This is a genomic window from Hydrogenophaga sp. PML113 (genome assembly GCF_001777155.1).
GTDB classification, from domain to species: Bacteria; Pseudomonadota; Gammaproteobacteria; order Burkholderiales; family Burkholderiaceae_C; genus Hydrogenophaga; species Hydrogenophaga borbori.
Window position 1 is genome coordinate 206,735 of record NZ_MIYM01000007.1, and the last position, 26,429, is coordinate 233,163.

General features: G+C 69.5%; 26 protein-coding genes. 15 read left to right on the plus strand and 11 right to left on the minus strand.

Annotation, left to right across the window (positions count from 1 at the left end):
* Window position 1 precedes the first annotated feature (1 nt).
* The 11 genes from der (at window position 2) to BHU06_RS15280 (ending at window position 10,148) form a co-directional block, all read left to right on the plus strand.
* The gene (gene der, locus BHU06_RS15230) at window positions 2-1,342 is read left to right on the plus strand and encodes a ribosome biogenesis GTPase Der (RefSeq protein WP_070400055.1); all 1,341 of its coding nucleotides are present in this window, start codon (window positions 2-4) and stop codon (window positions 1,340-1,342) included.
* Window positions 1,343-1,378: 36 nt separating this feature from the next.
* Window positions 1,379-1,684: an RNA chaperone Hfq gene (gene hfq, locus BHU06_RS15235; RefSeq protein WP_070400056.1), complete on the plus strand. Its 306-nt coding sequence runs from the start codon at window positions 1,379-1,381 to the stop codon at window positions 1,682-1,684.
* Between the two features lie 139 nt (window positions 1,685-1,823).
* Complete coding sequence (gene hflX, locus BHU06_RS15240; RefSeq protein WP_254668182.1) at window positions 1,824-2,960, plus strand: GTPase HflX; 1,137 nt, start codon at window positions 1,824-1,826, stop codon at window positions 2,958-2,960.
* Between the two features lie 47 nt (window positions 2,961-3,007).
* On the plus strand, window positions 3,008-4,372 hold the full coding sequence (gene hflK / locus BHU06_RS15245; protein WP_254668183.1) for an FtsH protease activity modulator HflK: 1,365 nt from the start codon (window positions 3,008-3,010) through the stop codon (window positions 4,370-4,372).
* 16 nt (window positions 4,373-4,388) lie between these two features.
* Window positions 4,389-5,282 (plus strand): protease modulator HflC, encoded by an 894-nt coding sequence (hflC, locus tag BHU06_RS15250; RefSeq protein WP_070400058.1) that lies wholly within the window; start codon window positions 4,389-4,391, stop codon window positions 5,280-5,282.
* 2 nt (window positions 5,283-5,284) lie between these two features.
* Entirely contained in the window at window positions 5,285-5,482 is a 198-nt protein-coding gene (locus BHU06_RS15255) for a DUF2065 domain-containing protein (protein WP_070400059.1), read from the plus strand.
* Window positions 5,483-5,556: 74 nt separating this feature from the next.
* Complete coding sequence (locus tag BHU06_RS15260) at window positions 5,557-6,723, plus strand: ATP phosphoribosyltransferase regulatory subunit (protein ID WP_070400060.1); 1,167 nt, start codon at window positions 5,557-5,559, stop codon at window positions 6,721-6,723.
* Window positions 6,724-6,735: 12 nt separating this feature from the next.
* A complete protein-coding gene (locus BHU06_RS15265; RefSeq protein WP_070400061.1) occupies window positions 6,736-8,124 on the plus strand; it encodes an adenylosuccinate synthase in 1,389 nt (462 codons plus the stop codon).
* Between the two features lie 78 nt (window positions 8,125-8,202).
* Window positions 8,203-8,727: a phosphoribosyltransferase gene (locus BHU06_RS15270; RefSeq protein ID WP_070400062.1), complete on the plus strand. Its 525-nt coding sequence runs from the start codon at window positions 8,203-8,205 to the stop codon at window positions 8,725-8,727.
* A 4-nt stretch (window positions 8,728-8,731) separates the two neighbouring features.
* Window positions 8,732-9,922: a PLP-dependent transferase gene (locus BHU06_RS15275; protein ID WP_070400063.1), complete on the plus strand. Its 1,191-nt coding sequence runs from the start codon at window positions 8,732-8,734 to the stop codon at window positions 9,920-9,922.
* 28 nt (window positions 9,923-9,950) lie between these two features.
* Complete coding sequence (locus BHU06_RS15280; RefSeq protein ID WP_070400064.1) at window positions 9,951-10,148, plus strand: hypothetical protein; 198 nt, start codon at window positions 9,951-9,953, stop codon at window positions 10,146-10,148.
* A gap of 5 nt (window positions 10,149-10,153) precedes the next feature.
* Here BHU06_RS15280 and mnmH read toward each other — a convergent pair whose 3' ends face one another.
* The gene (gene mnmH / locus BHU06_RS15285) at window positions 10,154-11,236 is read right to left on the minus strand and encodes a tRNA 2-selenouridine(34) synthase MnmH (RefSeq protein WP_070400065.1); all 1,083 of its coding nucleotides are present in this window, start codon (window positions 11,234-11,236) and stop codon (window positions 10,154-10,156) included.
* Window positions 11,237-11,244: 8 nt separating this feature from the next.
* A complete protein-coding gene (locus BHU06_RS15290; RefSeq protein WP_070400066.1) occupies window positions 11,245-11,910 on the minus strand; it encodes an arylesterase in 666 nt (221 codons plus the stop codon).
* On the opposite strand from BHU06_RS15290, the gene BHU06_RS15295 reads away from it, so the two are divergent.
* Window positions 11,909-12,601: an ABC transporter ATP-binding protein gene (locus BHU06_RS15295; protein ID WP_070400067.1), complete on the plus strand. Its 693-nt coding sequence runs from the start codon at window positions 11,909-11,911 to the stop codon at window positions 12,599-12,601. The genes BHU06_RS15290 and BHU06_RS15295 overlap by 2 nt on opposite strands.
* Before the next feature lie 55 nt (window positions 12,602-12,656).
* Complete coding sequence (gene rlmB / locus BHU06_RS15300; RefSeq protein ID WP_070400068.1) at window positions 12,657-13,421, plus strand: 23S rRNA (guanosine(2251)-2'-O)-methyltransferase RlmB; 765 nt, start codon at window positions 12,657-12,659, stop codon at window positions 13,419-13,421.
* 134 nt (window positions 13,422-13,555) lie between these two features.
* Here the strand turns inward: rlmB and BHU06_RS22850 are convergent, their stop codons facing one another.
* Window positions 13,556-15,451 carry a hypothetical protein gene (locus tag BHU06_RS22850; RefSeq protein ID WP_175442861.1) on the minus strand — a complete coding sequence of 632 codons (1,896 nt, stop codon included), beginning with the start codon at window positions 15,449-15,451 and terminating at the stop codon, window positions 13,556-13,558.
* A gap of 301 nt (window positions 15,452-15,752) precedes the next feature.
* Here BHU06_RS22850 and BHU06_RS23145 point away from each other — a divergent pair, with 301 nt between their 5' ends.
* Complete coding sequence (locus BHU06_RS23145; protein WP_275564508.1) at window positions 15,753-16,052, plus strand: hypothetical protein; 300 nt, start codon at window positions 15,753-15,755, stop codon at window positions 16,050-16,052.
* 483 nt (window positions 16,053-16,535) lie between these two features.
* Here the strand turns inward: BHU06_RS23145 and BHU06_RS15315 are convergent, their stop codons facing one another.
* Entirely contained in the window at window positions 16,536-17,924 is a 1,389-nt protein-coding gene (locus BHU06_RS15315) for a hypothetical protein (protein ID WP_254668184.1), read from the minus strand.
* A 100-nt stretch (window positions 17,925-18,024) separates the two neighbouring features.
* On the opposite strand from BHU06_RS15315, the gene BHU06_RS15320 reads away from it, so the two are divergent.
* The gene (locus tag BHU06_RS15320; protein ID WP_070400071.1) at window positions 18,025-19,347 is read left to right on the plus strand and encodes a UDP-glucose/GDP-mannose dehydrogenase family protein; all 1,323 of its coding nucleotides are present in this window, start codon (window positions 18,025-18,027) and stop codon (window positions 19,345-19,347) included.
* 3 nt (window positions 19,348-19,350) lie between these two features.
* Here the strand turns inward: BHU06_RS15320 and BHU06_RS15325 are convergent, their stop codons facing one another.
* From BHU06_RS15325 to BHU06_RS15355, 7 genes are all read right to left on the minus strand, one after another.
* A complete protein-coding gene (locus tag BHU06_RS15325; RefSeq protein ID WP_070400072.1) occupies window positions 19,351-19,947 on the minus strand; it encodes a chromate transporter in 597 nt (198 codons plus the stop codon).
* 4 nt (window positions 19,948-19,951) lie between these two features.
* On the minus strand, window positions 19,952-20,539 hold the full coding sequence (locus BHU06_RS15330) for a chromate transporter (protein ID WP_070400073.1): 588 nt from the start codon (window positions 20,537-20,539) through the stop codon (window positions 19,952-19,954).
* A complete protein-coding gene (locus BHU06_RS15335) occupies window positions 20,532-20,921 on the minus strand; it encodes a response regulator (protein ID WP_070400074.1) in 390 nt (129 codons plus the stop codon). The genes BHU06_RS15330 and BHU06_RS15335 overlap by 8 nt, the downstream gene beginning before the upstream one ends.
* Window positions 20,922-20,933: 12 nt before the next feature.
* Window positions 20,934-22,175, minus strand: a complete 1,242-nt coding sequence (locus BHU06_RS15340) for an ATP-binding protein (protein WP_070400075.1) — start codon at window positions 22,173-22,175, stop codon at window positions 20,934-20,936.
* Between the two features lie 132 nt (window positions 22,176-22,307).
* Window positions 22,308-23,051, minus strand: coding sequence for a 3-oxoacyl-ACP reductase FabG (fabG, locus tag BHU06_RS15345; protein WP_070400076.1), 744 nt, complete (start codon window positions 23,049-23,051; stop codon window positions 22,308-22,310).
* An 11-nt stretch (window positions 23,052-23,062) separates the two neighbouring features.
* A complete protein-coding gene (locus tag BHU06_RS15350; RefSeq protein ID WP_070400077.1) occupies window positions 23,063-25,204 on the minus strand; it encodes a 3-hydroxyacyl-CoA dehydrogenase NAD-binding domain-containing protein in 2,142 nt (713 codons plus the stop codon).
* Window positions 25,205-25,208: 4 nt separating this feature from the next.
* Entirely contained in the window at window positions 25,209-26,414 is a 1,206-nt protein-coding gene (locus tag BHU06_RS15355; RefSeq protein ID WP_070400078.1) for an acetyl-CoA C-acetyltransferase, read from the minus strand.
* Between the last annotated feature and the right edge of the window lie 15 nt (window positions 26,415-26,429).

Genomic DNA, 26,429 nt, shown 5'->3' on the forward strand with positions numbered 1-26,429 from the left:
CATGAAACCCGTCGTCGCGCTCGTGGGCCGCCCCAATGTGGGCAAGTCCACCTTGTTCAACCGCCTCACGGGCACTCGCGACGCCATCGTGGCCGACCTGGCCGGCCTCACGCGCGACCGCCACTACGGCAATGGCCGCCTGGGCAAACGCGAGTACATCGTCGTCGACACCGGCGGCTTCGAGCCCGACGCCGGCGAGGGCAGCATCTACCGCGAAATGGCGCAGCAGACGCGCCAAGCCGTGGCCGAAAGCGACGTGGTGCTCTTCGTGGTCGACGCGCGCGCCGGCCTGAGCGCGCAGGACCACGACATCGCCAACTACCTGCGCCGCCTGGGCAAGCCCTGCGTGCTGGTGGCCAACAAGGCCGAGGGCATGACCCAGGGCACCCAGCTGGTGGAGTTCTTCGAACTCGGCCTGGGCGAAGTGCTGCCCGTGTCGGGCGCGCACGGGCAGGGCGTTCGCTCCATGATCGAGACCGCCCTCGACCAAGTCCCCGGCCTGGCCGAGGACGAGGAAGGCGAGGCCGAGGACAACACCGGCACCATCCGCCTGACCGTGGCGGGCCGCCCCAACGTCGGCAAATCCACGCTGATCAACGCCTGGCTCGGCGAGGAGCGCCTGGTCGCTTTCGACATGCCCGGCACCACGCGCGACGCCATCAGCGTGCCCTTCGAGCGCAATGGCCAACGCTTCGAGCTGGTCGACACGGCCGGCCTGCGCCGCAAGGGCCGCGTGTTCGAGGCGATCGAGAAGTTCTCCGTCATCAAGACGCTCCAGGCCATCGAGAACGCCAACGTCGTGCTGTTGCTGCTCGACGCCACCCAAGGCGTGACCGACCAGGACGCCCACATCGCGGGCTACATCCTGGAGAGTGGCCGCGCCGTGGTGGTGGCCATCAACAAATGGGACGCGATCGACAGCTACCAGCGCGAGCAGCTGGAGCGCCAGATCGAAAACCGCCTGGCGTTCCTGAAGTTCGCCGCGCTGCACCGCATTTCGGCGAAAAAGCGCCAGGGCCTGGCGCCGCTGTGGGCCTCCATTGCCCAGGCGCACGCCTCGGCCATGCGCAAGATGCCCACCCCGGTGCTGACCCGCCTGCTGCAGGAGGCGGTGGCCTTCCAGGCGCCGTCACGCGGTGGCCAGGCCCGGCCCAAGATGCGCTACGCCCACCAGGGCGGCATGAACCCCCCGGTGATCGTCATCCACGGCAACTCGCTGGACCGGGTGCCCGACGCCTACCGGCGCTTCCTGGAGGGGCGCTTTCGCAAGGCCTTCGACCTCGTCGGCACCCCGCTGCGCATCGAGTTCAGAACCTCGAGCAACCCCTTCAAAGCCGAATGACCGAGGCGCAAATAATGGCCCGGTGAGGCGCAGGGCATGCCCGTGTGGTATGTTTCCACCCTCCAAAACCAGCCGAACACGGAGCATATCGTGAGCAACAACAAAGGCCAGCTCTTGCAAGACCCGTTCCTGAACCAATTGCGCCGGGAACATGTCCCCGTCTCGATCTACCTGGTCAACGGCATCAAGCTGCAGGGCCAGATCGAGTCCTTCGACCAGTACGTCGTGCTGTTGCGCAACACCGTGACGCAAATGGTCTACAAGCACGCCATCTCGACCATCGTTCCCGGTCGTCCCGTGCAGTTCTCGGCCAACAACCCCGACGATTCCAACGCCGCCTGAGTCCGCCGCTGCGAGACACGCGCAACCCGAGCCGCCAGGCACGTCCTGACGGCCGGGTGGGCAACGCAGGGCGCGTTGCCCCACCGATTTGACATCTCCCACCGCCTCTCTCCCGAACGCCACACCATCGGTCATCCTGGTGGGGGTTGATTTCGGGCTTCCCCATTTCGATGCCGACCTGCAGGAGCTGGGCCAGCTGGCCGAGACCGCGGGTTACCGCGTGGCCGACCGCGTCAGCTGCAAGCGCCGTGCGCCCGATCCGGCCCTGTTCGTGGGCTCGGGCAAGGCCGACGAGATCAAGATGCTGGTGCAGTCCACCGGCGCCAGCGAGGTGCTGTTCGATCAGGCGCTGAGCCCGGCCCAGCAGCGCAACCTCGAGCGCCACATGGGCTGTCCGGTCAACGACCGCACCCTGCTGATCCTGGAAATCTTCGCGCAGCGCGCGCGCAGCCACGAGGGCAAGCTGCAGGTCGAACTCGCGCGGCTGCAGTACTTGTCAACCCGGCTGGTGCGGCGCTGGTCGCACCTGGAGCGCCAGAGCGGCGGCATCGGCATGCGCGGCGGCCCGGGCGAGACGCAGATCGAGCTCGACCGCCGCATGATCGGCGAGGCCATCAAGCGCACCAAAGAGCGCCTGGAGAAGGTCAAGAAGCAGCGCGCCACGCAGCGCCGCCAGCGCCAGCGCCGCGAGGCCTTCACCATCTCCCTGGTGGGGTACACCAACGCCGGCAAGAGCTCGATCTTCAACGCCCTGGTGAAGGCCCGCACCTATGCGGCTGACCAGCTCTTCGCCACGCTGGACACCACCACCCGTCAGCTCTACCTGGGCGAGGCCGGGCGCACGGTGTCGCTGTCCGACACCGTGGGCTTCATCCGCGAGCTGCCGCACGGCCTGGTGGAGGCTTTCGCCGCGACCTTGCAGGAAGCCGCCGACGCCGACCTGCTGTTGCATGTCGTCGACGCCTCCAACCCCGACCACCCCGAGCAGATCGCCGCCGTGCAGCGTGTGCTCGGTGAGATCGGGGCGGCCGAGGTGCCGCAGTTGCTGGTTTTCAACAAGATCGACGCCATGGACCCGGCGAACCGGCCCCTGCGTGCGCTGGACGCGATGGAGGTCGATGGGCAGAGCGTGCCGCGCGTCTTCGTGAGCGCGCTTTCGGGCGAAGGTCTGCCCGAACTGCGGTCCTGGCTGGCGGCCGAGGTGGCGCGCCGCCACGGCGCGCCGGCCGAACAAGACCCCATGCGGCCCGCCGAAGCGGCCGACCCGCTGGTTTGATTGGGCACAATGTGAACTCCGAGTCGATAACAGGAACAACACCGAGCATGGATGTGAACCTTGGGACCCCGCAGGCCGCGCGCGACGCCGCGCCGGCCCGTCCGCGTGGCTGGCGCCGCTGGCTGGGCGTGTTCAACCTCAACGACCCGCGCTGGGGTCGCGAGGACGGTGAGCAAAACGGCCGCGAGGACGATTCGCGATCGCCGCAGCGTCCGCGCGGGCAGGGCCCCAACCAGGGCCCGCCCGACCTGGACGAACTCTGGCGCGACTTCAACCGCAAGCTCGGTGGCTTGCTGGGCAACCGCCGGCCCGGCGGCCCCGGTGGCCCCACGGGCGGCGGCAACGGCGGCGGCCAGGGTTTCAACCCCAACCCCAAGGCGGCCGGCGTGGGCGTGGGCCTCATCGCCGGCATCGCGGTGCTCATCTGGCTGGGCACGGGCTTCTTCATCGTGCAGGAAGGCCAGCAGGCCGTCATCACCCAGTTCGGCCGTTACCACAGCACCGTGGGGGCCGGTTTCAACTGGCGCCTGCCATACCCCGTGCAGCGGCATGAGACGGTGTTCGTGACGCAGCTGCGCTCGGTCGACGTGGGGCGCGACAACATCGTGCCGGCGACGGGCCTGCGCGAGTCGTCCATGCTCACCGAGGACGAGAACATCGTCGACATCAAGTTCGTCGTGCAGTACCGCCTGAGTGACGCGCGCGCCTTCCTGTTCGAAAGCCGCGACCCCGACCTGGCCGTGCTCAAGGCCGCCGAGACCGCCGTGCGCGAGGTGGTGGGCAAGATGAAGATGGACGCCGTGCTGGCCGAGGAACGCGACCAGATCGCGCCGCGCGTGCGCAGCCTCATGCAGACCATTCTCGACCGCTACAAGGTGGGCATCGACGTGGTGGCCGTGAACCTGCAGCAGGGTGGCGTGCGCCCGCCTGAGCAGGTGCAGGCGGCCTTCGACGACGTGCTGCGCGCCGGCCAGGAGCGCGAGCGCGCCAAGAACGAGGCTGAGGCCTACGCCAACGACGTGGTGCCACGCGCCCGCGGCACGGCCTCGCGACTGAAGGAAGAGGCCGAGGGTTACAAGGCGCGCATCTCCGCCCAGGCGCAAGGCGATTCGCAGCGCTTCAAGTCGCTGCTGGCCGAGTACCAGAAGGCACCGCAAGTCACGCGCGATCGCCTCTACATCGACACCATGCAGCAGATCTACGGCAACGTGACCAAGGTGCTGGTCGACACCAAGAACGGCGGCTCCAACCTGCTGTACCTGCCGCTCGACCGCCTGATGCAGTCCGCGGGCGCCATGCCGCCGAGCGTGCCCGCCAATGCCCTGCCGAGCACGTCCTCGCCGGCCTCCACGGCGGTGCCGACCGAGCGCTCCGGCGACGGCGCCCGCTCGCGCGAGCGCGAAAGCCGCTGATAAGGGAAGTCAGAACATGAACAAACTTGGTTTCGTCGTCACCTCCCTCATCGTGCTGCTGGCCGTGGCCAGCTCCATGCTGTTCGTCGTCGATCAGCGCCAGTTCGGCGTGGTCTACCAGCTCGGCCAGATCAAGCAGGTCGTGACCGAGCCCGGCCTGAACTTCAAGCTGCCGCCGCCGTTCCAGAACGTCACCTACATCGACAAGCGCCTGCTCACGCTCGAGAGCCAGGACAGCGAGCCGACCCTCACCGCCGAGAAGCAGCGCGTGGTGATTGACTGGTACGTGCGCTGGCGCATCAGCGACCCGCAGGCCTACATCCGCAACGTGGGCACCAACGAGCGCGCGGGCGCCCTGCAGCTCAACCGTGTGGTGCGCAACGCGTTCCAGCAGGAGGTGAACAAGCGCACCCTGCGCGAGCTGCTCGCCACGCACCGCGAGGAGCTCATGCGCGAGGTGCAGCGCGGCGTGGTGGCGGCGGTGCAAAGCGCCAACCAGCCCTGGGGCATGGAGGTGGTGGACGTGCGCATCAACCGCGTCGACTACGCCGAGTCCATCGTGTCCTCCGTCTACCAGCGCATGGAGGCCGAACGCAAGCGCGTGGCCAACGAGCTGCGCTCTACCGGCTACGCCGAGGGCGAGGCCATCCGCGCCGACGCCGACCGCCAGCGCGAGGTGATCGTGGCCGAGGCCTACCGCGACGCCCAGCGCATCAAAGGCGAGGGCGACGCCGCCGCCGCGGCCTCGTTCGCCGAGGCTTTCGGCCGCGACCCGGCTTTCGCGCAGTTCTACCGCAGCCTAGAGGCCTACAAGGCCAGCTTCACGGGCCGCAACGACGTGATGGTGGTCGATCCCTCGACCGACTTCTTCCGGGCGCTGCGCAGCCCGAGCGCGGCGACGCAGCGCTGAACATGAACAGCGGTGGCGGCGACGCCTGGTGGCTGGCGCTGGGGCTCGTCCTGGTGTTCGAGGGCTTGCTCCCGCTGCTGTCACCCGGCGGCTGGCGCCGCGTCTTCACGCAGATGCTCTCGCTGCGCGACGGGCAGATCCGCTTCTTCGGACTCATCAGCGTGGCCGCGGGCCTGCTGATTGCGGGCCTGTTCGCCTGAGCCCAGGCCGGCGCCTGCCGGGGCCCCGCATGGGTCCCGGTAGAATCCGGTTTTTAACAGCGCCTGAAAACGCCATGTCCGCCTGGGTCCTCCCGGATCACATCGCCGATGTCCTGCCGTCCGAGGCCCGGCACATCGAAGAACTCCGCCGAAGTCTGCTCGATACCGCCCGCGCCCACGGCTACGAGCTGGTGATGCCGCCGTTGCTCGAGCACATCGAGTCGCTGCTCACCGGCACCGGTGAATCGCTCGATCTGCGCACCTTCAAGCTCGTGGACCAGCTCAGCGGCCGCACGCTGGGCCTGCGCGCCGACAGCACGCCCCAGGTGGCGCGCATCGACGCCCACCTGCTCAACCGCCAGGGCGTGGCACGCCTGTGCTACTGCGGCCCGGTGGTGCACACGCGCATGGAGCGCCCGGCGTCCAGCCGCGAGCCGCTTCAGTTTGGCGCCGAGATATATGGCCACGCCGGGCTGGAGGCCGATCTGGAGGCGCTGGAGCTGGCCCAGGCCTGCCTGCGCGGCGCCGGCCTGCGCGAGCTGCAGGTCGATCTGGCTGACGTGCGCATCATCGACGCCGTGCTGGATCCGCTGAAGCTGCCCGCCGCGCGGGTGGCCCTGCTGCACGCCGCCCTCACCGCCAAGGACGTGGCCGAGCTGCGCTTGCTCTCCAAGGCCCTGCCCGCGGCCGTGCAGCGCGACCTGACCGCGCTGGCCACGCTGTTCGGCGATGCCCAGGTGCTGGCCGAAGCACGCCGCGTGCTCACGCCGTCGCCGGCCTTGCACGCCGCGCTGGACGAGCTGCAGTGGCTGGCCGAGCACGTGCAGGGCATGGCGGTCTCGTTTGATCTGTCCGACCTGCGTGGCTATGCCTATTACACCGGTGTGCGTTTCGCCGTCTTCGCGCGCGACGCGCGCGGCCCGGCCGCCGACATCGCGCGCGGCGGCCGCTACGACGAGGTGGGGGCCGTGTTCGGGCGCAAGCGCCCGGCCGTGGGCTTCAGCCTCGACCTCAAGGAACTCGTCGCCTGCGTGGCCCCGCGCCCCCTGGTGGCCGCCATCCGCGCTCCCTGGGGCATGGACGCCGGCCTGCGCCAGGCGGTGGCCCTCCTGCGCGCGCAGGGCCATACCGTGGTCTGTGCCCTGCCGGGGCACGAGCACGAGGTCGATGAATTCCTGTGTGACCGCGAGCTGGTGCCCGACACCGGCCGCCCGGGCGGCTGGACCGTCCGGCCTCTTTGACTGGAAACCGAGATGAGCAACAAGGACCGCGCCGCAACCCCCGGGCGCAACGTGGTGGTGGTCGGCACCCAGTGGGGCGACGAAGGCAAGGGCAAGCTGGTCGACTGGCTGACCGAAACCGCGCAGGGCGTGGTGCGTTTCCAGGGCGGCCACAACGCGGGCCACACCCTCGTCATCAACGGCGTGAAGACGGCGCTGCACCTCATTCCCAGCGGCATCATGCGCGCGGGCGTCAAGTGCTACATCGGCAACGGCGTGGTGCTCTCGGTCGGCAAGCTGTTCGAGGAAATCGAGGGACTGGAGAAAGCTGGCGTCGAGGTGCGTTCGCGCCTGCGCGTGAGCGAGGCCTGCCCGCTGATCCTGCCCTTCCACGCCGCGGTGGACATCGCGCGCGAGGCCGCCAAGGTCAAGGCCGGCACCGAGAAGATCGGCACGACGGGCCGCGGCATCGGCCCGGCTTACGAGGACAAGATCGCGCGCCGCGCGCTGCGCGTGCAGGACCTGAAGTACCCCGAGCGCTTCGCGGCCAAGCTGCGCGAACTGCTGGACCTGCACAACCACGTGCTCACCACCTACCTGCATTCGGCCGACATGGCCTGGGACGACAAGATCGCGCCCTACATGAAGGACGGCGCCATCCAGTTCGAGCGCGTCTACGCCGAAGCCATGGCCCAGGCCGAGCAGCTCAAGCCCATGATCGCCGACGTCTCGCGCGAGCTCAACGAAGCCCACCAGGCGGGTGTCAACCTGCTGTTCGAGGGCGCGCAGGGCACGCTGCTCGACATCGACCACGGCACCTACCCCTTCGTCACCTCCAGCAACTGCGTGGCCGGCAACGCCGCGGCCGGCGCGGGCGTGGGTCCGCAACTGCTGCACTACGTGCTGGGCATCACCAAGGCCTATTGCACGCGTGTGGGCGGCGGCCCGTTCCCCACCGAACTCGACTGGGAAACGGAAGGCACGCCGGGCTGGCACATGGCCACCGTGGGCGCCGAAAAGGGCGTCACCACCGGCCGCTCGCGCCGCTGCGGCTGGTTCGACGCCGCGCTGCTCAAGCGCTCGGCCCAGGTGAACGGCCTGTCGGGCCTGTGCATCACCAAGCTCGACGTGCTCGACGGCCTGACCGAGTTGCAGCTCTGCACGGGCTACGAGCTCGACGGCGAGCGCATCGACATCCTGCCCATGGGCGCCGACGAGATCGCGCGTTGCAAGCCCATCTACGAGACCATTCCCGGCTGGACGGAGTCCTCCGTGGGCGTCACGCGCTTCGAGGACCTGCCCGCGAACGCGCGCCACTACCTCAAGCGGATCCAGGAGACCACCGGCGTGCCGATCCACGTGGTGTCCACCAGCCCCGACCGCGACCACACCATCCTGCTGCAGCACCCCTTCCAGGGGTGAGCACGGGTAAGCCCGGGTAGGGCGTTCGCCCGCCCCACGACACACTGTTTCGACCCTCCCAGCCTGGAGTCCGCACGCATGCTCACCGAAGACGGCAAACACCTCTACGTCTCCTACGACGAGTACCACAACCTCATCGAAAAGCTGGCGCTCAAGGTGTACCAGTCGGGCTGGGAGTTCGACACCATCCTGTGCCTGGCGCGCGGCGGCATGCGCCCGGGCGACATCCTCTCCCGCATCTTCGACAAACCGCTGGCCATCATGTCCACCAGCTCTTACCGCGCCGAGGCCGGCACGGTGCAGGGCAAGCTCGACATCGCGCGCTACATCACCACGCCCAAGGGCGAAATCGCCGGCAAGGTGCTGCTGGTCGACGACCTCGCCGACTCGGGCCACACGCTCAAGGTGGTGATCGACCTGCTCAAGAACAACTACTCGCCTATCACCGAGTTGCGCAGCGCGGTGATCTGGACCAAGCAGCTGTCCACCTTCACGCCCGACTATTCGGTGGAATACCTGCCCACCAACCCGTGGATCCACCAGCCGTTCGAGGGCTACGACAGCCTGCGCCCCGCGCAACTGCTGGAAAAGTGGAAGCTGTGAGCGAATGAGCCGCGAGCGCCTGTCCACCCAGCTCATCCACCACCCCTACAAGCCCCCCGAGGGCTTCGAGGCTGTCGCGCCTGGCGTGCACAAGGCCTCCACCGTCATCTTCCCGAACGTGCAGGCCCTGCGCACCTACGACTGGAAGGACAAGAGCGGCTACACCTACGGCCTGCACGGCACGCCCACCACCTTCACCCTGGAGGAGCGCATCGCCACCCTGGAAGGCGGTGCGCACTGCGTGCTCGCGCCCAGCGGCCTGGCCGCCGTGGCCCTGGTGGACATGGCCTTCCTGCGCACGGGCGACGAACTGCTGATCCCGGACAACGCCTACGGGCCCGGCAAAACCTTCGCCGAGGGCGAACTGGCGGCCTGGGGCATTGCGCACCGCTTCTACGATCCCATGGACCCGGCCGACCTGGCCGCGAAGATCTCGTCGGCCACGCGCCTGGTGTGGCTGGAGGCGCCGGGCTCCATCACGCTCGAGTTCCCCGACATCCCCGCGCTGGTGGCGGTGGCGCGCCGGGCCAGCGAAGGCCGCGAGCGGCCCATCGTCACCGCGCTGGACAACACCTGGGGCGCCGGCATCGCGTTCGCGCCTTTCGCTCTGGGCGTGGACCTGTCCGTGCAGGCGCTCACCAAGTACCCCAGCGGCGGTGCCGACGTGCTCATGGGCTCCGTGGTCACGCGCGACGAGGCCTTGCACCGCACGGTGCTGCTGTGCCACATGCGCCTGGGCCTGGGCGTGGCTGGCAACGACGCCGAGCTCGTGCTGCGCGGTCTGCCCAGCATCGAACTGCGCTACCGCGCCCAGGACGCCGCCACGCGCGAGCTGGCGCACTGGATGCAGGGCCAGCCCGGCGTGGCGCAGGTTTTCCATCCGGCGCTGGCGGGCTCGCCCGGCCACGCCACCTGGCAACGCGACGCCCAGGCGGCTGGCTGCCTGTTCAGCGCAGCCTTCGACGCGTCCATTCCCCAGGAACGCATCGACGCCTTCTGCGACAGCCTGCGCGTGTTCAAGCTGGGCTGGAGCTGGGCCGGTCCCATCAGCCTGTGCGCACCGTACCGCATGAGCGCCATCCGGACATTGGGTTGGCCTCACGCAGGGGGTCTGGTACGCTTTGCCATCGGCCTGGAACACGTCGAAGACCTGCGGGCCGACTTGGCGCAGGCCTTGCCCCGCTTGCGGTCCTGACCCCCCTTCAACCCGACGAAAGCGCGATTTGGCTACACCCAACTACGGTTACGAGAAACGGCAGCGCGAGCTGGCCAAGAAGCAGAAGAAGGAAGAGAAACTGCGCGCCAAGGCCGCGCGCAAGACCAGCGAGCACCCAGACGGTGCCGACCAGCCCGATGGCGAGACGTCCGGTGCGCCGGGCGATGCCGGGCAGGGCGATGGTGGCGCCGGCGGCGCCAACTGAAGGCCTCAACCGGCCTTCGGGGCCGGTGCCGTTTCGCTGTCGATGAGGCGGCGCGCGGCCGCTCGCATCGCCCCCATCGACCGGTCGGTGGGCTCGCAAGGCAGGGCCTCGGCGAAGCGGCGGAAGTTGCGCGAGGTCGAGGCCGCGTAAGTGGGGTCGTAGTGCTGGCCCAGCAGATCCCGCACCATTTCCGGCGTGCGCCCCGCGCGCACCAGACCGATCCAGCCGTTGACCACCTCGCCGCCCCGCAGCGCGCGCAGGGCCTGCAGGCGCCCGATCAGCAGCTCGGGGTCGCGCACGAAGTAGTCGTAGTCTTCCAGCAGCAGCGCCACGCGCTCCTCGTCGCTCAGGCGCAGGGCGATGCACTCGCTGGCGCGCAGGGCGTCCATCAGGCCGTCGGGCACGCGCAGGTTGCCCACCTTCTTGCTTTCGCTTTCGGCGTACACCGGTCGCTCGGGGTCGAAGCGGCGCAGCGCGTCCCACAGCAAGGAATCGAAGCCCTTTTGGCTGGGCTGTGGCTGGCCGGGCAGGTGGCCCAGCACCGAGCTGCGGTGGCAGGCCAGGCCCTCCAGGTCGAGCACCTGCGCACCCTCAGCCGCCAGCGCGTGCAGCAGCCGCGTCTTGCCGCTGCCCGTGGGACCACAGACGACGCGGTAGCGCAAGCCCGCGGCCAGGCGGGGCAGGTCGTCCACCAGCGCGGCGCGCCAGGCCTTGTAGCCGCCGTCGATGAGCGTGACCTGGAAACCGATGGCGCCCAGGATGGTGGCCAGGGCGCCGCTGCGGTTGCCGCCGCGCCAGCAGTAGACCAGCGGGCGCCAGCTCTTGGGCTTGTCGAGCACCTCGCGCTCGATATGGGCGGCGATGTTGCGCGCGGCGAGCGCGGCGCCGCGCTTCTTGGCCTCGAAGGCGCTCACCTGCTTGTACATGGTGCCGATCTCAATGCGCTCGGCGTTGTCCAGCGTGGGCCAGTTCAGGGCGCCGGGTACGTGGTCGAGCGCGTGCTCGTCCTCGGTGCGGGCGTCGATGATCGTGTCGAATTCGGCGAGGCGGCGCAGGGCGTCGCCTGCGCTCAGGGTGGCAACGGGCATGGGCCCGATTATCCTGCCGCGATCAGTTTGCGCAGTTCAGGCCAGACCGTGTCGCGCATGGTGGGCTGGGCCTTCTCGTTCGGGTGGATGCGGTCGCTCTGGAACAGCGCCAGCGGGTCGGCGCCGTCGGCCACGCCCTTGAGGAAAAAGGGCACCAGCGCGGCCTTTTCCTGCCGTGCCACGGCGGCGAACAGCTCGCGGAATTCCTGTCCGTACTTCGCGCCGTAGTTGGGCGGCATTTCCATGCCCAGCAGCAGCACGCGCGCGCCGGCGGCCTTGGCGGCGCGCGCCATGACGGCCAGGTTGTCGCGCGTCATGCTCAGCGGCAGGCCGCGCAGGGCGTCGTTGCCGCCCAGCTCGATGACCACGACCGAGGGCCGGTGCTGCTGGAGCAGCGCTGGCAGGCGCGAGCGCCCGCCCGAGGTGGTGTCGCCGCTGACGCTGGCGTTGACCACCCGCGCCGGAACCTTTTCGGCCTTGAGCCGCTCTTCGGTGAGCGCGACCCAGCCACTGCCCCGGCGCAGGCCGTATTCGGCGCTGAGCGAATCGCCCACCACCAGCACCACGGGCTCGGCCTTGCCCTGGGCGCGCAGCGCGCCCGCCTGGCCGAGCGCCCACGCCGCCACCAGGCTCAGGCTAAAGTGGCGGCGGTTCGTCTTCAGGGAATGCTTCATGTCCGATGTGATGATTGCGGTCAGCCATGTGTTCAAGTCGGTGTCCGACTCGACGGGCACGCTGACCATTCTGCGCGATATCGATTTCAGCCTGCGCCGCGCCGAAACCGTGGCCATCGTGGGCGCCTCCGGCTCGGGCAAGAGCACCTTGCTGTCGATCATCGCGGGCTTGGATACCCCGACGCAGGGAACGGTTCACATCGATGGTGTCGATCTGTTCGCCATGGACGAGGACCGCCGCGCCGCGTTGCGCGCCGAGAAGGTGGGGTTCGTGTTCCAGAGCTTCCAGCTGCTGGCCAACCTGACCGCATTGGAGAACGTGATGCTGCCGCTGGAGTTGGCCGGGCGGCGCGACGCCCGCGCCGCCGCCACGCAGATGCTGCAGCGCGTGGGCCTGGGCGAGCGGCTCAACCACTACCCCAAGGTGCTGTCGGGCGGTGAGCAGCAGCGCGTGGCCCTGGCGCGGGCCTTCGTGGTGCGCCCGGCCGTGCTGCTGGCCGACGAGCCCACGGGCAGCCTGGACTTCGCCACCGGCGCCAGCGTGATGGAGTTGATGTTCGAGCTCAACCGCGAGCAGCACACCACGCTGGTGCTGGTCACGCACGACCGCGGCATCGCCGAGCGCTGCGAGCGCCGCATCACCATCAGCGCGGGCCAGGTGGCCGACATCAGCGCCGGCGTCGCGGCCTGAGGCGCCGCGCGCGGGCTGGCGGGGCCGCCGGGGCGGGGGGCCGATAATCGCGCCCATGTCCGCCCCGCCCAAAGCCCCGTCCGCCACCAAAGTCCTGTTCGGTTTCCACGCGGTTGGCGTGCGCCTGAAGACCGCGCCGCAGAGCCTGGTCGAGGTCTACGTGGACAGCTCGCGGCGCGACGCGCGCATGCGCCAGTTCCTCGAACGCGCCAAGGAAGCCGGCGTGCGCCTGATCGAGGCCGACGCGCTGCGCATCGCCAAGCTCGCCGGCAGCCACGGCCACCAGGGCGTGGCCGCGCGCGTGCTGCCCGTCGAACAGGCCCGTTCGCTCGACGATCTGCTGGACCAGGTGGACGGCGCGGGCCAGGCACCGCTGCTGTTGGTGCTCGACGGCGTGACCGATCCGCACAACCTGGGCGCCTGCCTGCGCGTGGCCGACGGCGCGGGCGCGCACGCCGTGGTGGCGCCCAAGGACCACGCGGTGGGCCTGAACGCCACCGTGGCCAAGGTGGCCAGTGGCGCGGCCGAGACCATGCCGTACTTCATGGTGACCAATCTCGCGCGCACGCTGGGCGAGCTCAAGGAACGCAACATCTGGGTCATCGGCACCAGCGACGACGCGCCCAAATCGGTCTACGAGGTCGACCTCAAGGGCCCGGTGGCCCTGGTGCTGGGCGCCGAGGGCCCAGGCATGCGCCAGCTCACGCGCAAGACCTGCGATGAGCTGGTGCACATCCCCATGCGCGGCGCGGTCGAGAGCCTGAACGTCTCGGTGGCCAGCGGCGTCTGCCTCTACGAGGCCTTGCGCCAGCGCGGCTGACCTCCCACGGACGAGGCGCTCCGCGCCTGGGTCCGCTCGGCGCGGCACATCGCCGTGCTCAGCGGGGTGGGCATGCGCGCAAGAAAAAAGCCCCGCGGCGCGGGCCGCGGGGCTTGGTCTGGACTCCGTGGCGCTCAGCGCGGCACGATCGCGTAGGACGGGTCGTTCTTGAAGTCCGGGTCCAGGTTGGGCGTGAACTGCACCCAGCGGGCCTGTGCGGTCGAGGCGTTGGTCGCGCCGGCGTTCTTCGCCGCCGCCAGCATGCCGCGCGCCACGGCCGCGTAGCCGCCGGCCCAGTCGGGGTAGGCCGGGTCATTGGGCTGGGCGGTGGTGCCGCAGGTGGCGGTGCCGTAGTTCAGCTTGTAGAAGTCGGCCCAGGTGTTGACGTACGAGCTGCCGTTCATGGTCTGCAGCCAGTAGCCCGCGGCGCGGCTGGTGCAGAAGCCGGCCGTTTGGGAGGTGGCCAGGAAGCGGTCGATCTGCATGCGGCCCACGCTGTTGAGCACGGCGCTGGCGTTCGGCACGTTGTTCTCCGTCAGCCAGCTCATCACGGTGGCGAAGAAATCCGACTCGTACGACGGCGACTGGTTGTTGTTGTACTGCGAGATCAGCGCACCCATGGGCGAGAACAGCGGACCCGATTTGCCCGGGCCGTAGGTATCCAGGAACCAAGCCATGTTGTTCGACAGCATGGTGTCGAAGTAGCCGTTCATGGGGTGGTTGTCCGGCGTGGCGAAGGCCGCTTCGGCGAGGGAACGCGCGCCCCAGGTCTGGCCGCGCACCTGCTCGGGCATCAGCAGGCCCTTGCCCTGCTGGCGGTAGTACGGGTCGTTGGCGGCGACGTTCCAGGCGGCCCAGAACATCATTTCGTCGAGGTAGAAGGCGTCGCCGGTGACCAGGTAGGGGATATAGGCGTACGACCCCTGGTGCGCGATGTCCGGCGTCCAGACGCTGGACGTGCTGGCGGTCGGCACGGCGGGGCTGGAGGAGCCGTAGCGCAGCGCGATGCCGGGGTACTTGATCACGCTGATGGGCTGGTCGGTGGCCTCGTCGCGGTAGTGCACGGGGGCGCTGGCGGCGGCGTCGGCGTTGGCCAGCATGGAGGCGCGGGCGCGGTCGTCCTGGCTGACCAGGTACATCGCCGTCCAGCGCGGCACGGGGGCGATCTCCGCCCGGCCGCCGGTGCCCGGCATGTTGGTGGTCAGCATGGCCGTGCCCATGGGGCCGGTGTTGGTCTTGGCCAGGTTGCTCGCCTCGGCGGCGAGCACGGTTTCAGGAATCGTCAGGCCCAGGTTGTAGTTCCAGGTGGCGCGGCTATCCAGGAAGTAGCGCATGTTGTGGCGCAGGCGAACGTTCGGTGCGGCGCCGTTGTTCCACACCACCTTGTGCCAGCGCGCATGGTGGTGGTGCGTGAACGAGGGCTGCGACAGCAGCGTCTGGCCGTTGGCCGTGACGGTCAACGAGTAGCTCAGGTCAGACGGCGAGGCCTTGAGCGCCCAGTTGTTCTCCATCACCACGTCGGTGCGGATCTGGCCGCTCTGGTACAGGCGGGTGTGCAGGCGTGCGACCAGGTGCGGGTGGGCGGCGCCGGTGGCCTGGTTGACCATGGGCGCGACCACGGTGAATTCGCTGGCCACCGGGCCGTACAGGCGGCGGTTGGTGCCACTGGCGATCTGCTGCTTGAGCTGCTGCTGCGGGTTGGCCACCAGGGTGCTGCCGTCGGCGAGCTTGGCCGTGACCTGCAGGTTCCAGGCCGGATCGGCTGGCACCGAGACGCTGGGGCTGGTCTTGGCGGCGGGGTAGAAATTGATCAGGCGCGCGGTGTTGGCTGGCAGGCTGGGGACGCTGGCGCTGAGCACAGCGAAACGCACGGAGCCGTTGGCATGGGTGGACACCTCATCCATCTGCACGGGCACGGTGTTGCCGGCGCTGTCCTGGGCGCTGAGGCCCTGGCTGGTGGAAAGGTCGCCGCTGCGGAAGGGCTGGCCGAAGGTGATGGGCAGGTTGGTCTGGGCGCTGCCGGAGCTCACCTCCACGCAGGTGATGGCGCCCGCGGCGCAGGCCAGGCCGCCGATGCCGACCGCCGGGGCGGGAGCGGGGGCAGGCGCGGGGGCAGGCGCCGGCGCGGGGGCAGGTGCCGGAGCGGGGGCAGGCGCCGGTGCGGGAGCAGGTGCCGGCGCGGGGGCAGGCGCCGGCGCGGGGGCAGGTGCCGGAGCGGGGGCAGGTGCCGGAGCGGGGGCAGGTGCCGGAGCGGGGGCAGGCGCCGGCGCGGGGGCAGGTGCCGGAGCGGGGGCAGGCGCCGGAGCGGGGGCAGGTGCTGGAGCAGGCGACTTGATCGATTCCCAGAACTTCTTGAAGCTGTTCCAGGACCAGCCACGGGCCGCCGCCGCGTCCATCTCGGCTTGGGTGGGCGAGCCGCCGTTGGCGGGCGGCGGGGGCGCCGCGCTGGCCGCGTTGTCCACGGGCGCCGCGGAGGCGCCTTCGCTACCCCCACCGCCACCACCACCACAGGCGGCCAAGGCCACGCAGGTGAACAGGGCCGCCAACACCGGGCGGGACAACTGCCGTTTCTGGCGGGGATTAACCAATTCGATTTCCATGATGGTTGGCGTTCGCAATGAGTTGAATTGAAAGTTCCGACGCCTGGCGAATTTCAGCCAAAAGCGTTAATACGAATGTTTGGGGTTCTGCAGTCCGATCGTGAAGTGCCTCACGTTTTTGGCCCCATTGCCTTGTTTCTCGACGCCACTGCGAATGACTTTAGGGGGGGTGAAAGCGTGAAAAGCGGCACAGTTGATCGGCTGTTCAAAATCGGCGATGTGCGGAAGTGCGCGGAAACGCACGGCATTTTTTGCCGACGAACGGTATTCTTCGTACAAAAAGACACAAATTGACCCACCACTTCATCGGTGTACCGAATAGGTAGTAGGCGCCGGATGGGAGGCTGATTCGAGCGAATCAGAGGGGTGCGATATCGCGAAATACCGTCAATGAATTATTGACGGAGAATTGCCATTGATCGCCGTGTCAATTGGTAACTCATTCGGCCTTGGGGGCGGACCGAATGGAAAATCCCTGTCACCGATTGTTGAAAATCGGTGACGAATTGTGAGTTCAGGGGAGCAGCGCGCCCGGTGTCGAATGGCCGGCGCGCGATTGGCCATTGAAATCGCTGGGAATGTCCGGGGTGGCGGGGCCATCCAGCGGGGCCCGCCGCCAGTGCCATTGCAGGGCCCGTGCCGCCGCCGGGTCCAGCCACCGGGCCAGCGGGGCGGCGTCGCGCTCGTCCACCACGCTGCGGTCGCGCCGCCAACTGCCGCCGTCGACGAGGTTGGCCTGCAGGCGGGCGCTGGAGCCCGCCCGCACGGTGATGCCGGCCGTATTGATGAGCGTGTTGTGCACCACCCGCACGTCCACACCCCGGTTCACGTCCACGCCCGCGTCGTTGCAATGCGCGACCACGTTGTTGGCGGCGAGGCCACCGCGGTGCTCAAACGACCGGCAGGTGCCGTCGCGGCACACCTGGGGGTCGGTGCCACCGCCGCCCACCGAAATGCCCACGCGCTCGCCGGGTTGTGAAATGCCCTGGGGCGTGCAGACCACCAGGTTGCGTTCGATTCGGATGTCCTCACTGGCGCCCTTGGCAAATAAGCCATAGGCCACGCGGTTGCCCTGGGTTTTCACGAAATGGGCGGCGTGGTTGTCGTGCACGCGCCAGCGGTGGGCGCCGACCAGATCGAGCATGACCACGGGTTGGGCGGTGTCGCGCGGGCTGGTGTTGCTCAGGGTGTTCCAGGCCAGCTCGCCTGCGTCGGGCCAGTTGCCGTTCTGCCCATTGACCTTGATTGGGGCATTGAAGTCGCTGAGCCGGTTGTTGCGGATGCTCACCCGCGCGCCGCGCCCGATCACGTGGAAGGCGTGCTCGCAATCGCCGTGGCGCGCGCAGGTGCCGCGGATGTCCAGGTTCTCGAACACCCAGTGCGGACGGTCGACGCGGATGCCGTCCACCTGGGCGAAGGCGAACCACACGGTGCCCGGGCGCTCGGCGCGCAGGGCGATGGGGGCGTCGGCCCTGCCGTCCTGGCCCAGGCGCAGGGGAGCGTCGAAGGGGTAGAGGCCCGGCGCCACCACGATCTGCGTGCCGGGCGTGGCCCGCAGCAGGGCGTCTCGGATGGCCTGCGGGGTGTCGACCGCCCAGCGGGTGGAGAGACCGGCCGGGAGCGGAAAAGACTCGGGGCGCTGGCCCTTGCCCAGGTCGGGCAGGGGGCCCGGAGGCGGCTCGGGCTCCACCCGCGAGCGCAGGGCGTACAAGGGCGGCAGCAGCCAGCGCTCCAGCCGGGGGTGGCCCTGCAGCCGGCGTTCGGTGTAGCGGATCAGTTCGTTGGGACTGCGGCTGGTGGCCTGGTCCCAGACGGCCCGGCCCCGTTCGGTGCCGGCCAGCCAGGCCAGCGGTGCCAGGGTCAACAGCAACAGAAGGCCAAGCGCCAGCGCGAACAGCTTCACGCGGCGTCGCCCATACGGGGGAGGGTACGACGAAAGTGCCATATTCGTTCGCTATCATGCCGCGTCCCCGCCATGAGGGACGCCGAACAAGGGATCCGCAATGAAAGTGACGGTGGTGGGAACGGGCTACGTGGGGCTGGTCAGCGGCGCCTGTCTGGCCGAGGTGGGCAACGACGTGCTCTGCCTGGACGTGAACCCCGAGAAGATCCGCATTCTCGAGTCGGGCGGCATCCCGATCTACGAACCGGGCCTCAAGGAGATGGTGGCACGCAACGTGGCCGCCGGCCGCCTGCATTTCACCACCGACGTGGCGCGCGCCGTGAACCACGGCACCATCCAGTTCATTGCCGTCGGTACGCCGCCCGACGAGGATGGATCGGCCGACATGCAGTACGTGCTGGCCGCGGCGCGCAGCATCGGCCGCCTGATGACGGACTACAAGGTGGTGGTGGACAAGAGCACCGTGCCCGTGGGCACCGCCGACAAGGTGCACGCCGCCATCGCCGACGAACTGGCCCAGCGCGGCGTGAGCACGCCCTATGCCGTGGTCTCCAACCCCGAATTCCTGAAAGAGGGCGCGGCGGTGGACGACTTCATGAAGCCCGACCGCATCGTGGTGGGCGGCAGCGACGAGCAGGCCATCTTCCTCATGCGCGCGCTCTACGCGCCGTTCCAGCGCAACCGCGAGCGCCTGCTGGTGACCGATGTGCGCAGCGCGGAACTCATCAAGTACGCGGCCAACGCCATGCTGGCCACGCGCATCAGCTTCATGAACGAGCTGGCCAACCTGGCCGAGAAGCTGGGTGCCGACATCGAGATGGTGCGCCAGGGCATCGGCTCCGACCCCCGCATCGGTTACCACTTCCTCTACCCCGGCGCGGGTTACGGCGGCTCCTGCTTCCCCAAGGACGTGAAGGCGCTGATCAAGACCGCCGCCAGCGACGCCGACCTGAACCTGCAGGTGCTGAGCGCCGTCGAGGCCGCCAACGACGCGCAGAAGCAGGTGCTGGCGCGCAAGCTCAAGCAGCGCCTGGGCGCCGACCTCAAGGGCCGCCACATCGCGCTCTGGGGCCTGGCCTTCAAGCCCAACACCGACGACATGCGCGAGGCGCCCAGCCTGAGCTTCATCGAGGAGGTGCTGGCCGCGGGCGCCACCGTCACGGCCTACGACCCGGCCGCCATGCCCGAGGCGCAGCGCATCCTGGGCGACGAGCCGCGCGTGCGCTACGCCCAGACGCCCAACGAGACCCTGGAGGGCGCCGACGCCTTGGTCATCGTGACCGAGTGGAAGGAGTTCCGCAGCCCGGACTTCGACCTGATCAAGGAGCGCCTGAAGCAGCCGTTGATCGTGGATGGCCGCAACCTCTACGACCCGGTGTTCGTGCGCCGCATGGGCTTCGACTACCTGGCGATCGGGCGCTGAGGCTCAGACCCAGCCCAGCGCCCCCAGCACCCCGCCCGCGCCGATCAGCCACAGCAGGTGCAGCCGGGTGCGCCAGACGATCAGCGCGGCCACCGCCGTCAGCAGCCACAGCCGCCAGTCGCGCGCCGGCTGGTCGTGCGCCGCAGTGAGCACCCAGCCGGTGGCGATGAGCAGCGCGATCACGATGGGCGCCATGCCCGCCTTGAAGGCGCGCACCCCCCGCCGCTCGCGGTGGCGGTGCGCCCAGCGGGTGGCCGTGTAGGTGAGCAGCGAGGACGGCAGCAGGATCGCCACCATCGTCACACCCGCGCCGAACAGCCCCAGCGCCCAGGCGCGCCAGCCCGCCGCGGGCCCGCCCGCCGCGTTGATGCCGATGTTGAAGCCCAGCAGCGCGATGAACAGCACGTTGGGCCCGGGCGCGGCCTGCGACAGCGCGATCGAGGCGGTGAACTGCGCGTCGCCGAGCCAGCCGTGCTGCACCACCAGGTAGCGGTGCATGTCCGGTGCCACGGTGATGGCCCCGCCGACCGCCAGCAGGGAGAGCGTGAGGAAGTGGGTGAACAGGTCCAGCCAGTCCACGGCCAGGGGCAGGGGGGCCATGGCCTCAGCCCCCCGTGCGGCCCAGTTGGCGCCAGGCCCAGGCGCAGGCCAGCGTGCCCAGGCCCAGCAGCACCCATGCCAGCGGCCAGCGCAGCAAGGCGATGGCCACGAAGGTGCAGGCGGCGAAGCCGATGCACACGCCCGGCCCCATGACGTTGCTGCGCAGCGCCGCCACCAGCTTCAGGCCGGTGGCGGTGATCAGCCCGGCCGCCACCGCGCCCATGCCGCGCAGCGCGGCCTGCGCCTGCGGCAGCGTGGCGAGCTGGCTGTAGAGCACGGCCAACAGCAGCAGCAGGGCCAGCGGTGCCAGCAGCATGCCGGCCAGCGCCGACAGCGCGCCCCGCAGGCCGAAGTGCCGCCCGCCGATCATCAAGGCCAGGTTGACCACATTGGGGCCCGGCATGATCTGCGCGACCGCCCAGTCCTCGACGAACTGGTCGCGCGTGAGCCAGCGGCGTTTTTCCACCAGCTCGCGCTGCACCACGGCCAGCACGCCGCCAAAGCCCTGCAGGGCCAGCCAGGTGAAAGCGGTGAAGAGTTCGGCGCGCGAGCGCGGCCGCAGGGGGGCTTCGTCGGGAGCGGGCTCAGGCATCGCGGGCCAGCATGCGGCGCACCATGTCGGCGGTGAGGGGCTTGGTGACGTAGCCCTGGATCACCGGCAGCTCGGCGGCGCGCTGGCGGTCCTGCGGCGCGTCGGACGAGGTGAGCATCAGCAGCACGGTGGCCGGCTTGCCGCTCAGCAGATCGGTGGCCTGGTGCGCGACCTCGAAGCCATCGAGCACGGGCATGTTGATGTCCAGGAAGATGCAGGTGGGCAGCGCGAGCGGGTCGTCGCGCAGGAAGTTCAGTGCGTCCACGCCGTTGTCGAAGACCCGCACCTCGCCGGTGAAGCCGGCCCGGCGGATCATGATCTCGTGGTACACGTTGTCGGCGTCGCTGTCGTCGATCAGGATGAAACGCGCGGGGGCTGCCATGTGTGGGGGTCCTCAGGCGCGACCCGCCGGAGGCAGGTGCAGGGTGAAGCGGCTGCCGGCGTCGGTGGACGAATCGAGCGTCAGGCGGCCTTGGTGGAGTTCGGCGATGCGCTGGCAGATCGGCAGGCCCAGGCCGGTGCCGTCGTAGCGGCGGCGGTTGTGCAGGCGGTTGAACAGACCAAAGATGCGGCCCTGGTGCTCCTGCGCGATGCCCACGCCGTTGTCGCTCACGTGGATCTGGTCGAGCTCGCCGCTGCGCGAGGCGCCCACGGTCACCACCGGCGGAATGCCGGGGCGCGTGAACTTGAGCGCGTTGCTCACGAGGTTGTGCAGGGCCACGCGCAGCAGGCCGGCGTCGGCCATGACCACCGGCAGGGCCGTGTTGATCTCGATGCGGCCCTGGCAACGCTGCAGCACGGGTGCCAGGTCTTGCGTGACGTGTTGCGCCAGGGCGGCCGGGTCCACCGGCTCGATGCGCAGCGGGTGGGTGTCGAGCTGGGCGAACTCGACCAGGTCGTCAAGCAGGCGGCCGATGCGCCGGCCCCCTTCGCGCACGAAACCCAGGTAGCGCTGCGCGGCCGGGATCAGCTCGGCTTGGTGGTCCTCCACCAGCAGCGAGCTGAAGTTGTTGATGGTGTTGACCGGCTCGCGCAGGTCGTGCGAAAGCATGTAGATGAAGCGCTGCTGCTCCACCGTCTTGCGCTCCAGCAGCGCGACGGTGCGGTTGAGTCGGACCTCGTTGCGCTTGAGCGTCTCGACGTCCTGCGCGCCCTGCTCCAGCAGGGTGGCCGACAGCGCGGCTAGGTGGCGCAGTCCGTCGACCTGGGGGGCGGACAGCCGCCGGGGCCGAACGTCCATGACGCAGACCGTGCCCAGGGCCAGGCCGTCGGCGGTCACGATGGGCGCGCCCGCGTAGAAACCCAGGTCGGGCTGTTCGCGCAGGAGGGGGTGGTGCTGCACGCGCGGGTCGTGGCGCATGTCCTCGATCACCAGCACCTCGCCGGGCGTCTGGATGGCGATGGCGCAGAAGCTCCAGTCGCGTGGGGTTTCGCTCAGGGGCAGGCCGATGCGGGCCTTGAACCACTGCCGCTCGGCGTCCACCAGCGAGACCAGGGCGATGGGGGTGTCGCACAGGGTCTGGGCCAGGGCGGCGATGCCGTCGTAGGCCCGGTCGGGCAGGGTGTCGAGCACGCCCAGCGCGCGCAGCCGCGCGAGGCGCGGGCCTTCTGAGGCGGGCGGCGGAGAGGGCTGCATCGGGGGCTTGGGGCGAGCAAAACCCCGATTTGTAACACGCTGGCCCGCCGCCGGTTGTCCGCCGGGCGGCTGGACAGGGTGTGATATTCCTCACATCCCCTCATTGGGGGATGCCAGATTCCGAGGGCCGCCTCAGACCGACATGCCGCCGCTGACCTCGATGACCGCGCCGTTGACGTAGCTGGCGTCGTCGCTGGCCAGGAAGGCGTAGACGCTGGCGATCTCCTCGGGCCGGCCCAGTCGGTGCAGAGGCACGCGCTGGCGCAGTTCGTCCAGCACCTTGTCGGGGATGGTGGCGAGGATGGGCGTTTCGATGAACCCCGGCGCGACGGCATTGACGCGGATGCCCTTGGGCCCCAGCTCGCGCGCCCAGGTCTTGGTGAAGCCGATGACGCCGAACTTGCTGGCGGCGTAGTTGGTCTGGCCATAGTTGCCATACAGGCCCACCACCGAAGAGGCGTTGAGGATCACGCCGTGGCCCTGGCGCACCATGGCGTCGGCCACGGCCTGCGCGCAATGGAAGACGCCGCGCAGGTTGACGTCGATGACGCGATCGAACTGCTCGATCGTCATCTTCTGCAGGCGCGCGTCCTGCGTAATGCCGGCGTTGTTGACCAGCACGTCGATGCGGCCATGGCGCGCCAACACCTTGGCCACCACCCCGTCCACTTGCGCGCGCTCGGTCACGTCCAGCGCGTGGCCCTCGGCCTGGGCGCCCAGGGCCTGGCAGCGGCGCACGGCCGCGTCCACGGCCTCGGGCTTGAGGTCGGCGACGATCACGGTGGCGCCTTCGCGGGCGAAGGTTTCGGCGGTGGCCAGGCCGATGCCCTGGGCGGCGCCGGTGATGAGGCAGACCTTGTTCGACAGTCGGGACATCGTTCGGAGTGTCAGTACTGGGGTTGGAAGCGGCGGATGGCGTCGCGCGCCGCGCCGTCGAGCAGGAAGCCGCGGCCGAAGCGGCGCGCCAGCAGGTCGCAGCGGCGCTCGAAGGCTTCGATGCCCTGGCCGTAGATGAATTGCAGCGCGCCCCCCGTCCAGGCCGGGAAGCCGATGCCGAAGATGGAGCCGATGTTGGCGTCGTGCGCGCTGGTGAGCACGCCCTCGGCCAGGCAGCGCGCGGTCTCCACCGACTGGCGGTAGAGCAGGCGGTCCTTCACGTCCTGCAGCTCCCAGGGCAGCTTGGGGTCCTCGAATAGGCCCTTGAGCTCCACCCACAGGCGCTTGCGCTGGCCCGCCGGGTACTCGTAGAAGCCACCACCCGACGCGCGGCCCGCGCGCCGCAGGGTCTTGACCATGCGCTCGACCAGCAACTCGCCGGCGCCGGGTTCGTAGACCTTTCCTTCGGCCTTGAAGTCGGCGCGCGTCTGGTCGAGCACGTGCACCGAGAGCGCGAGCGAGGTTTCGTCGAGCACGGCCAGCGGGCCCACGGGCATGCCGGCCTGCACGGCGGCGTTCTCGATCACCGGCGCGGGAATGCCTTCGCCCAGCATGGCCGCGCCTTCCATCACGTAGGTGCCGAAGGTGCGGCTGGTGTAGAAGCCGCGCGCGTCGTTCACCACGATGGGCAGCTTGCCCAGCGCCAGCACGTAGTCGTAGGCGCGCGCGATGGTCTCGTCGTCGGTGCGCTGGCCGCGGATGATCTCCACCAGCTTCATCTTGTCCACCGGGCTGAAGAAGTGGATGCCGACGAACTTCTCGGGGCGCCGGCAGGCCTTGGCCAGGCTGGAGATGGGCAGGGTGGAGGTGTTGCTGGCGAAGAAGCCGCCGGGCGCCAGTTGCTCCTCGGCCTCGCGCGTGATCTGCGCCTTGACCTCGCGGTTTTCGTACACGGCCTCGATGATCAGGTCGCAGCCCTTGAGGTCCTTGGGGTGGTCGGTGGGCTGGATGCGGTCGAGCAGGCCGAGCTGCTCCTGCACGCTCATCAGCCCCTTGTCGACGCGCATCTGCGTGAGTCGCTGGCTGTAGGCCTTGCCGATGTCGGCGGTCTCCAGGTTCACGTCCTCCAGCACGGTGTTGATGCCGCGGCTGGCCTGGGCGTAGGCGATGCCCGCGCCCATCATGCCGGCGCCCAGGATGCCCACCTTGCGCGGCGTGAAGCGCGGATGGTCCTTCGGACGCGAACCGCCGCCGCGCACGGCGTTCATGTCGAAGAAGAAGGTGTTGATCATGTTCTTCGCCACCGGGCTCACGATGAGCTGGGCGAGGTAGCGGCTCTCGATGCGCAGCGCCGTGTCGTAGTCGACCATCGCGCCTTCCACCATGGCGGCCAGCGCGGCCTCGGGCGCGGGGTACAGGCCCTGCGTCTTCTGCCGCAACAGGGCTGGCGCCACGCTGAGCATGCCGGCCACCTTGGGGTTGCTCGGTGTGCCGCCGGGCATCTTGTAGTCCTTGGCGTCCCAGGGGTGCTGGGCCGTCGGGTGGGCGCCGATGAAGGCCTCGGCCGCGGCGCGCAGGCTCAGCGCGTCGGGCGCGAGCTCGTGCACCAGGCCCAGCTCCAGCGCCTCGCGCGGACCGAACAGGCGGCTTTCCAGGATGAAGGGCTGGGCACCCTGCAGGCCCAGCAGGCGCGTCATCTTGGTGATGCCGGTGGCGCCCGGGATCAGGCCCAGCGTGATCTCGGGCAGCCCGAGCTGGATCTTGGGGTGGTCGATGGCGATGCGGTGGTGCCCCACCAGCGCCACCTCCCAGCCGCCGCCCAGGGCGGCGCCGTTGATGCAGCTCACCACCGGCACGCCCAGGGTTTCCAGCGTGCGGAAGTTCTTCTTGGTCTGCTCGATCTCGGCGTAGACCTGGCGCGCGTCGCTGGCCTTCAGGCGCATCGTGCCCTTCAGGTCGGCGCCGGCGAAGAAGGTGCTCTTGGCCGAGGCCAGGATGATGCCCTTGATGAGCGCCTTGTCGCGCACCACCAGGCCCGTGACCGTGGTGAGGTCGCGCTGCCAGTCCGTGCACATGGTGTTCACCGGCGAGCCGGGCTCGTCGAAGGTGATGGTGGCGATGCCGTCGTGCAGCTCGTAGCGGATCGTTTTCATTCGTTCAGACCCGTTCGATGATGGTGGCGATGCCCATGCCCCCGCCCACGCACAGCGTGGCCAGGCCGCGCTTGAGGCCGCGGCGCTCCAGCTCGTCGAGCAGGGTGCCCAGGATCATGGCGCCGGTGGCGCCCAGCGGATGGCCCAGGGCGATGGCGCCGCCGTTGACGTTGACCTTGTCGTGCGGCACGCCCATCTCGCGCATGAACTTCATCGGCACCGCGGCGAAGGCCTCGTTGACCTCGAAGAGGTCGATGTCGACCACCGTCAGGCCGGCTTTTTCCAGGGCCTTGCGGCTGGCCGGCATGGGGCCGGTGAGCATGATGGTCGGGTCCGCGCCCGACAGGGCCGCCGCGACGATGCGTCCGCGTGGCGTCAGGCCGTGCGTGCGTCCCGCCGCCTCGCTGCCGATCAGCACGGCCGCCGCGCCGTCGACGATGCCCGAGGAATTGCCCGCGTGGTGCACGTGCTCGATGCGCTCGACCTGCGGGTAGCGTTGCAGGGCCACGGCGTCGAAGCCCATCTGGCCGAGCTGTTCGAAGGCCGGCTTGAGCGCGCCGAGGCCTTCCAGGGTGGTGTGGGGCTTGATGAACTCGTCCTCGCCCAGCACGGTCTGGCCCAGCATGTCCGTCACGGGCACCACGGAGCGGTCGAAGCGGCCTTCGCCGCGCGCACTGGCCGCGCGGCGCTGCGACTCGAGGGCGAAGGCGTCCACGTCCTCGCGGCGAAAGCCTTCGATGGTGGCGATCAGGTCGGCGCCGATGCCCTGAGGCACGAACATCGTCGCGCTGTTGGTGGCCGGGTCCTGGGCCCAGGCGCCGCCGTCCGAGCCGATGGGCACGCGGCTCATGCTCTCCACGCCGCCGGCCACGACCAGCTCTTCCCAGCCGCTGCGCACCTTCATGGCCGCCAGGTTCACCGCTTCCAGGCCCGAGGCGCAGAAGCGGTTGAGCTGCACGCCCGAGCAGCGCCAGTCCCAGCCGGCCTTGAGCGCGGCCACCTTGGCGATCACCGAGCCCTGCTCACCGATGGGCGAGACCACGCCCATGACCACGTCATCCACCGCGGCGGTGTCGAAGTCGTGCCGCCGCTGCAGCGCGCTCAGCGTGCCGGCCAGCAGATCGATCGGCTTGACCTCGTGCAGGCTGCCGTCCTTCTTGCCCTTGCCACGGGGCGTCCGGATGGCGTCGAAGATGAAGGCTTCGCTCATTGTCATGACCTCCGC

Bases quoted from the DNA above. Each gene is read 5' to 3' on its own strand.
- der (WP_070400055.1), top strand. From the start codon at position 2: ATGAAACCCGTCGTCGCGCTCGTGGGCCGCCCCAATGTGGGCAAGTCC.
- hfq (WP_070400056.1), top strand. From the start codon at position 1,379: ATGCCCGTGTGGTATGTTTCCACCCTCCAAAACCAGCCGAACACGGAG.
- hflK (WP_254668183.1), top strand. From the start codon at position 3,008: ATGGATGTGAACCTTGGGACCCCGCAGGCCGCGCGCGACGCCGCGCCG.
- hflC (WP_070400058.1), top strand. From the start codon at position 4,389: ATGAACAAACTTGGTTTCGTCGTCACCTCCCTCATCGTGCTGCTGGCC.
- BHU06_RS15255 (WP_070400059.1), top strand. From the start codon at position 5,285: ATGAACAGCGGTGGCGGCGACGCCTGGTGGCTGGCGCTGGGGCTCGTC.
- BHU06_RS15260 (WP_070400060.1), top strand. From the start codon at position 5,557: ATGTCCGCCTGGGTCCTCCCGGATCACATCGCCGATGTCCTGCCGTCC.
- BHU06_RS15265 (WP_070400061.1), top strand. From the start codon at position 6,736: ATGAGCAACAAGGACCGCGCCGCAACCCCCGGGCGCAACGTGGTGGTG.
- BHU06_RS15270 (WP_070400062.1), top strand. From the start codon at position 8,203: ATGCTCACCGAAGACGGCAAACACCTCTACGTCTCCTACGACGAGTAC.
- BHU06_RS15275 (WP_070400063.1), top strand. From the start codon at position 8,732: ATGAGCCGCGAGCGCCTGTCCACCCAGCTCATCCACCACCCCTACAAG.
- mnmH (WP_070400065.1), bottom strand. From the start codon at position 11,236: ATGCCCGTTGCCACCCTGAGCGCAGGCGACGCCCTGCGCCGCCTCGCC.
- BHU06_RS15295 (WP_070400067.1), top strand. From the start codon at position 11,909: ATGTCCGATGTGATGATTGCGGTCAGCCATGTGTTCAAGTCGGTGTCC.
- BHU06_RS15290 (WP_070400066.1), bottom strand. From the start codon at position 11,910: ATGAAGCATTCCCTGAAGACGAACCGCCGCCACTTTAGCCTGAGCCTG.
- rlmB (WP_070400068.1), top strand. From the start codon at position 12,657: ATGTCCGCCCCGCCCAAAGCCCCGTCCGCCACCAAAGTCCTGTTCGGT.
- BHU06_RS15320 (WP_070400071.1), top strand. From the start codon at position 18,025: ATGAAAGTGACGGTGGTGGGAACGGGCTACGTGGGGCTGGTCAGCGGC.
- BHU06_RS15325 (WP_070400072.1), bottom strand. From the start codon at position 19,947: ATGGCCCCCCTGCCCCTGGCCGTGGACTGGCTGGACCTGTTCACCCAC.
- BHU06_RS15330 (WP_070400073.1), bottom strand. From the start codon at position 20,539: ATGCCTGAGCCCGCTCCCGACGAAGCCCCCCTGCGGCCGCGCTCGCGC.
- BHU06_RS15335 (WP_070400074.1), bottom strand. From the start codon at position 20,921: ATGGCAGCCCCCGCGCGTTTCATCCTGATCGACGACAGCGACGCCGAC.
- BHU06_RS15340 (WP_070400075.1), bottom strand. From the start codon at position 22,175: ATGCAGCCCTCTCCGCCGCCCGCCTCAGAAGGCCCGCGCCTCGCGCGG.
- fabG (WP_070400076.1), bottom strand. From the start codon at position 23,051: ATGTCCCGACTGTCGAACAAGGTCTGCCTCATCACCGGCGCCGCCCAG.
- BHU06_RS15350 (WP_070400077.1), bottom strand. From the start codon at position 25,204: ATGAAAACGATCCGCTACGAGCTGCACGACGGCATCGCCACCATCACC.
- BHU06_RS15355 (WP_070400078.1), bottom strand. From the start codon at position 26,414: ATGAGCGAAGCCTTCATCTTCGACGCCATCCGGACGCCCCGTGGCAAG.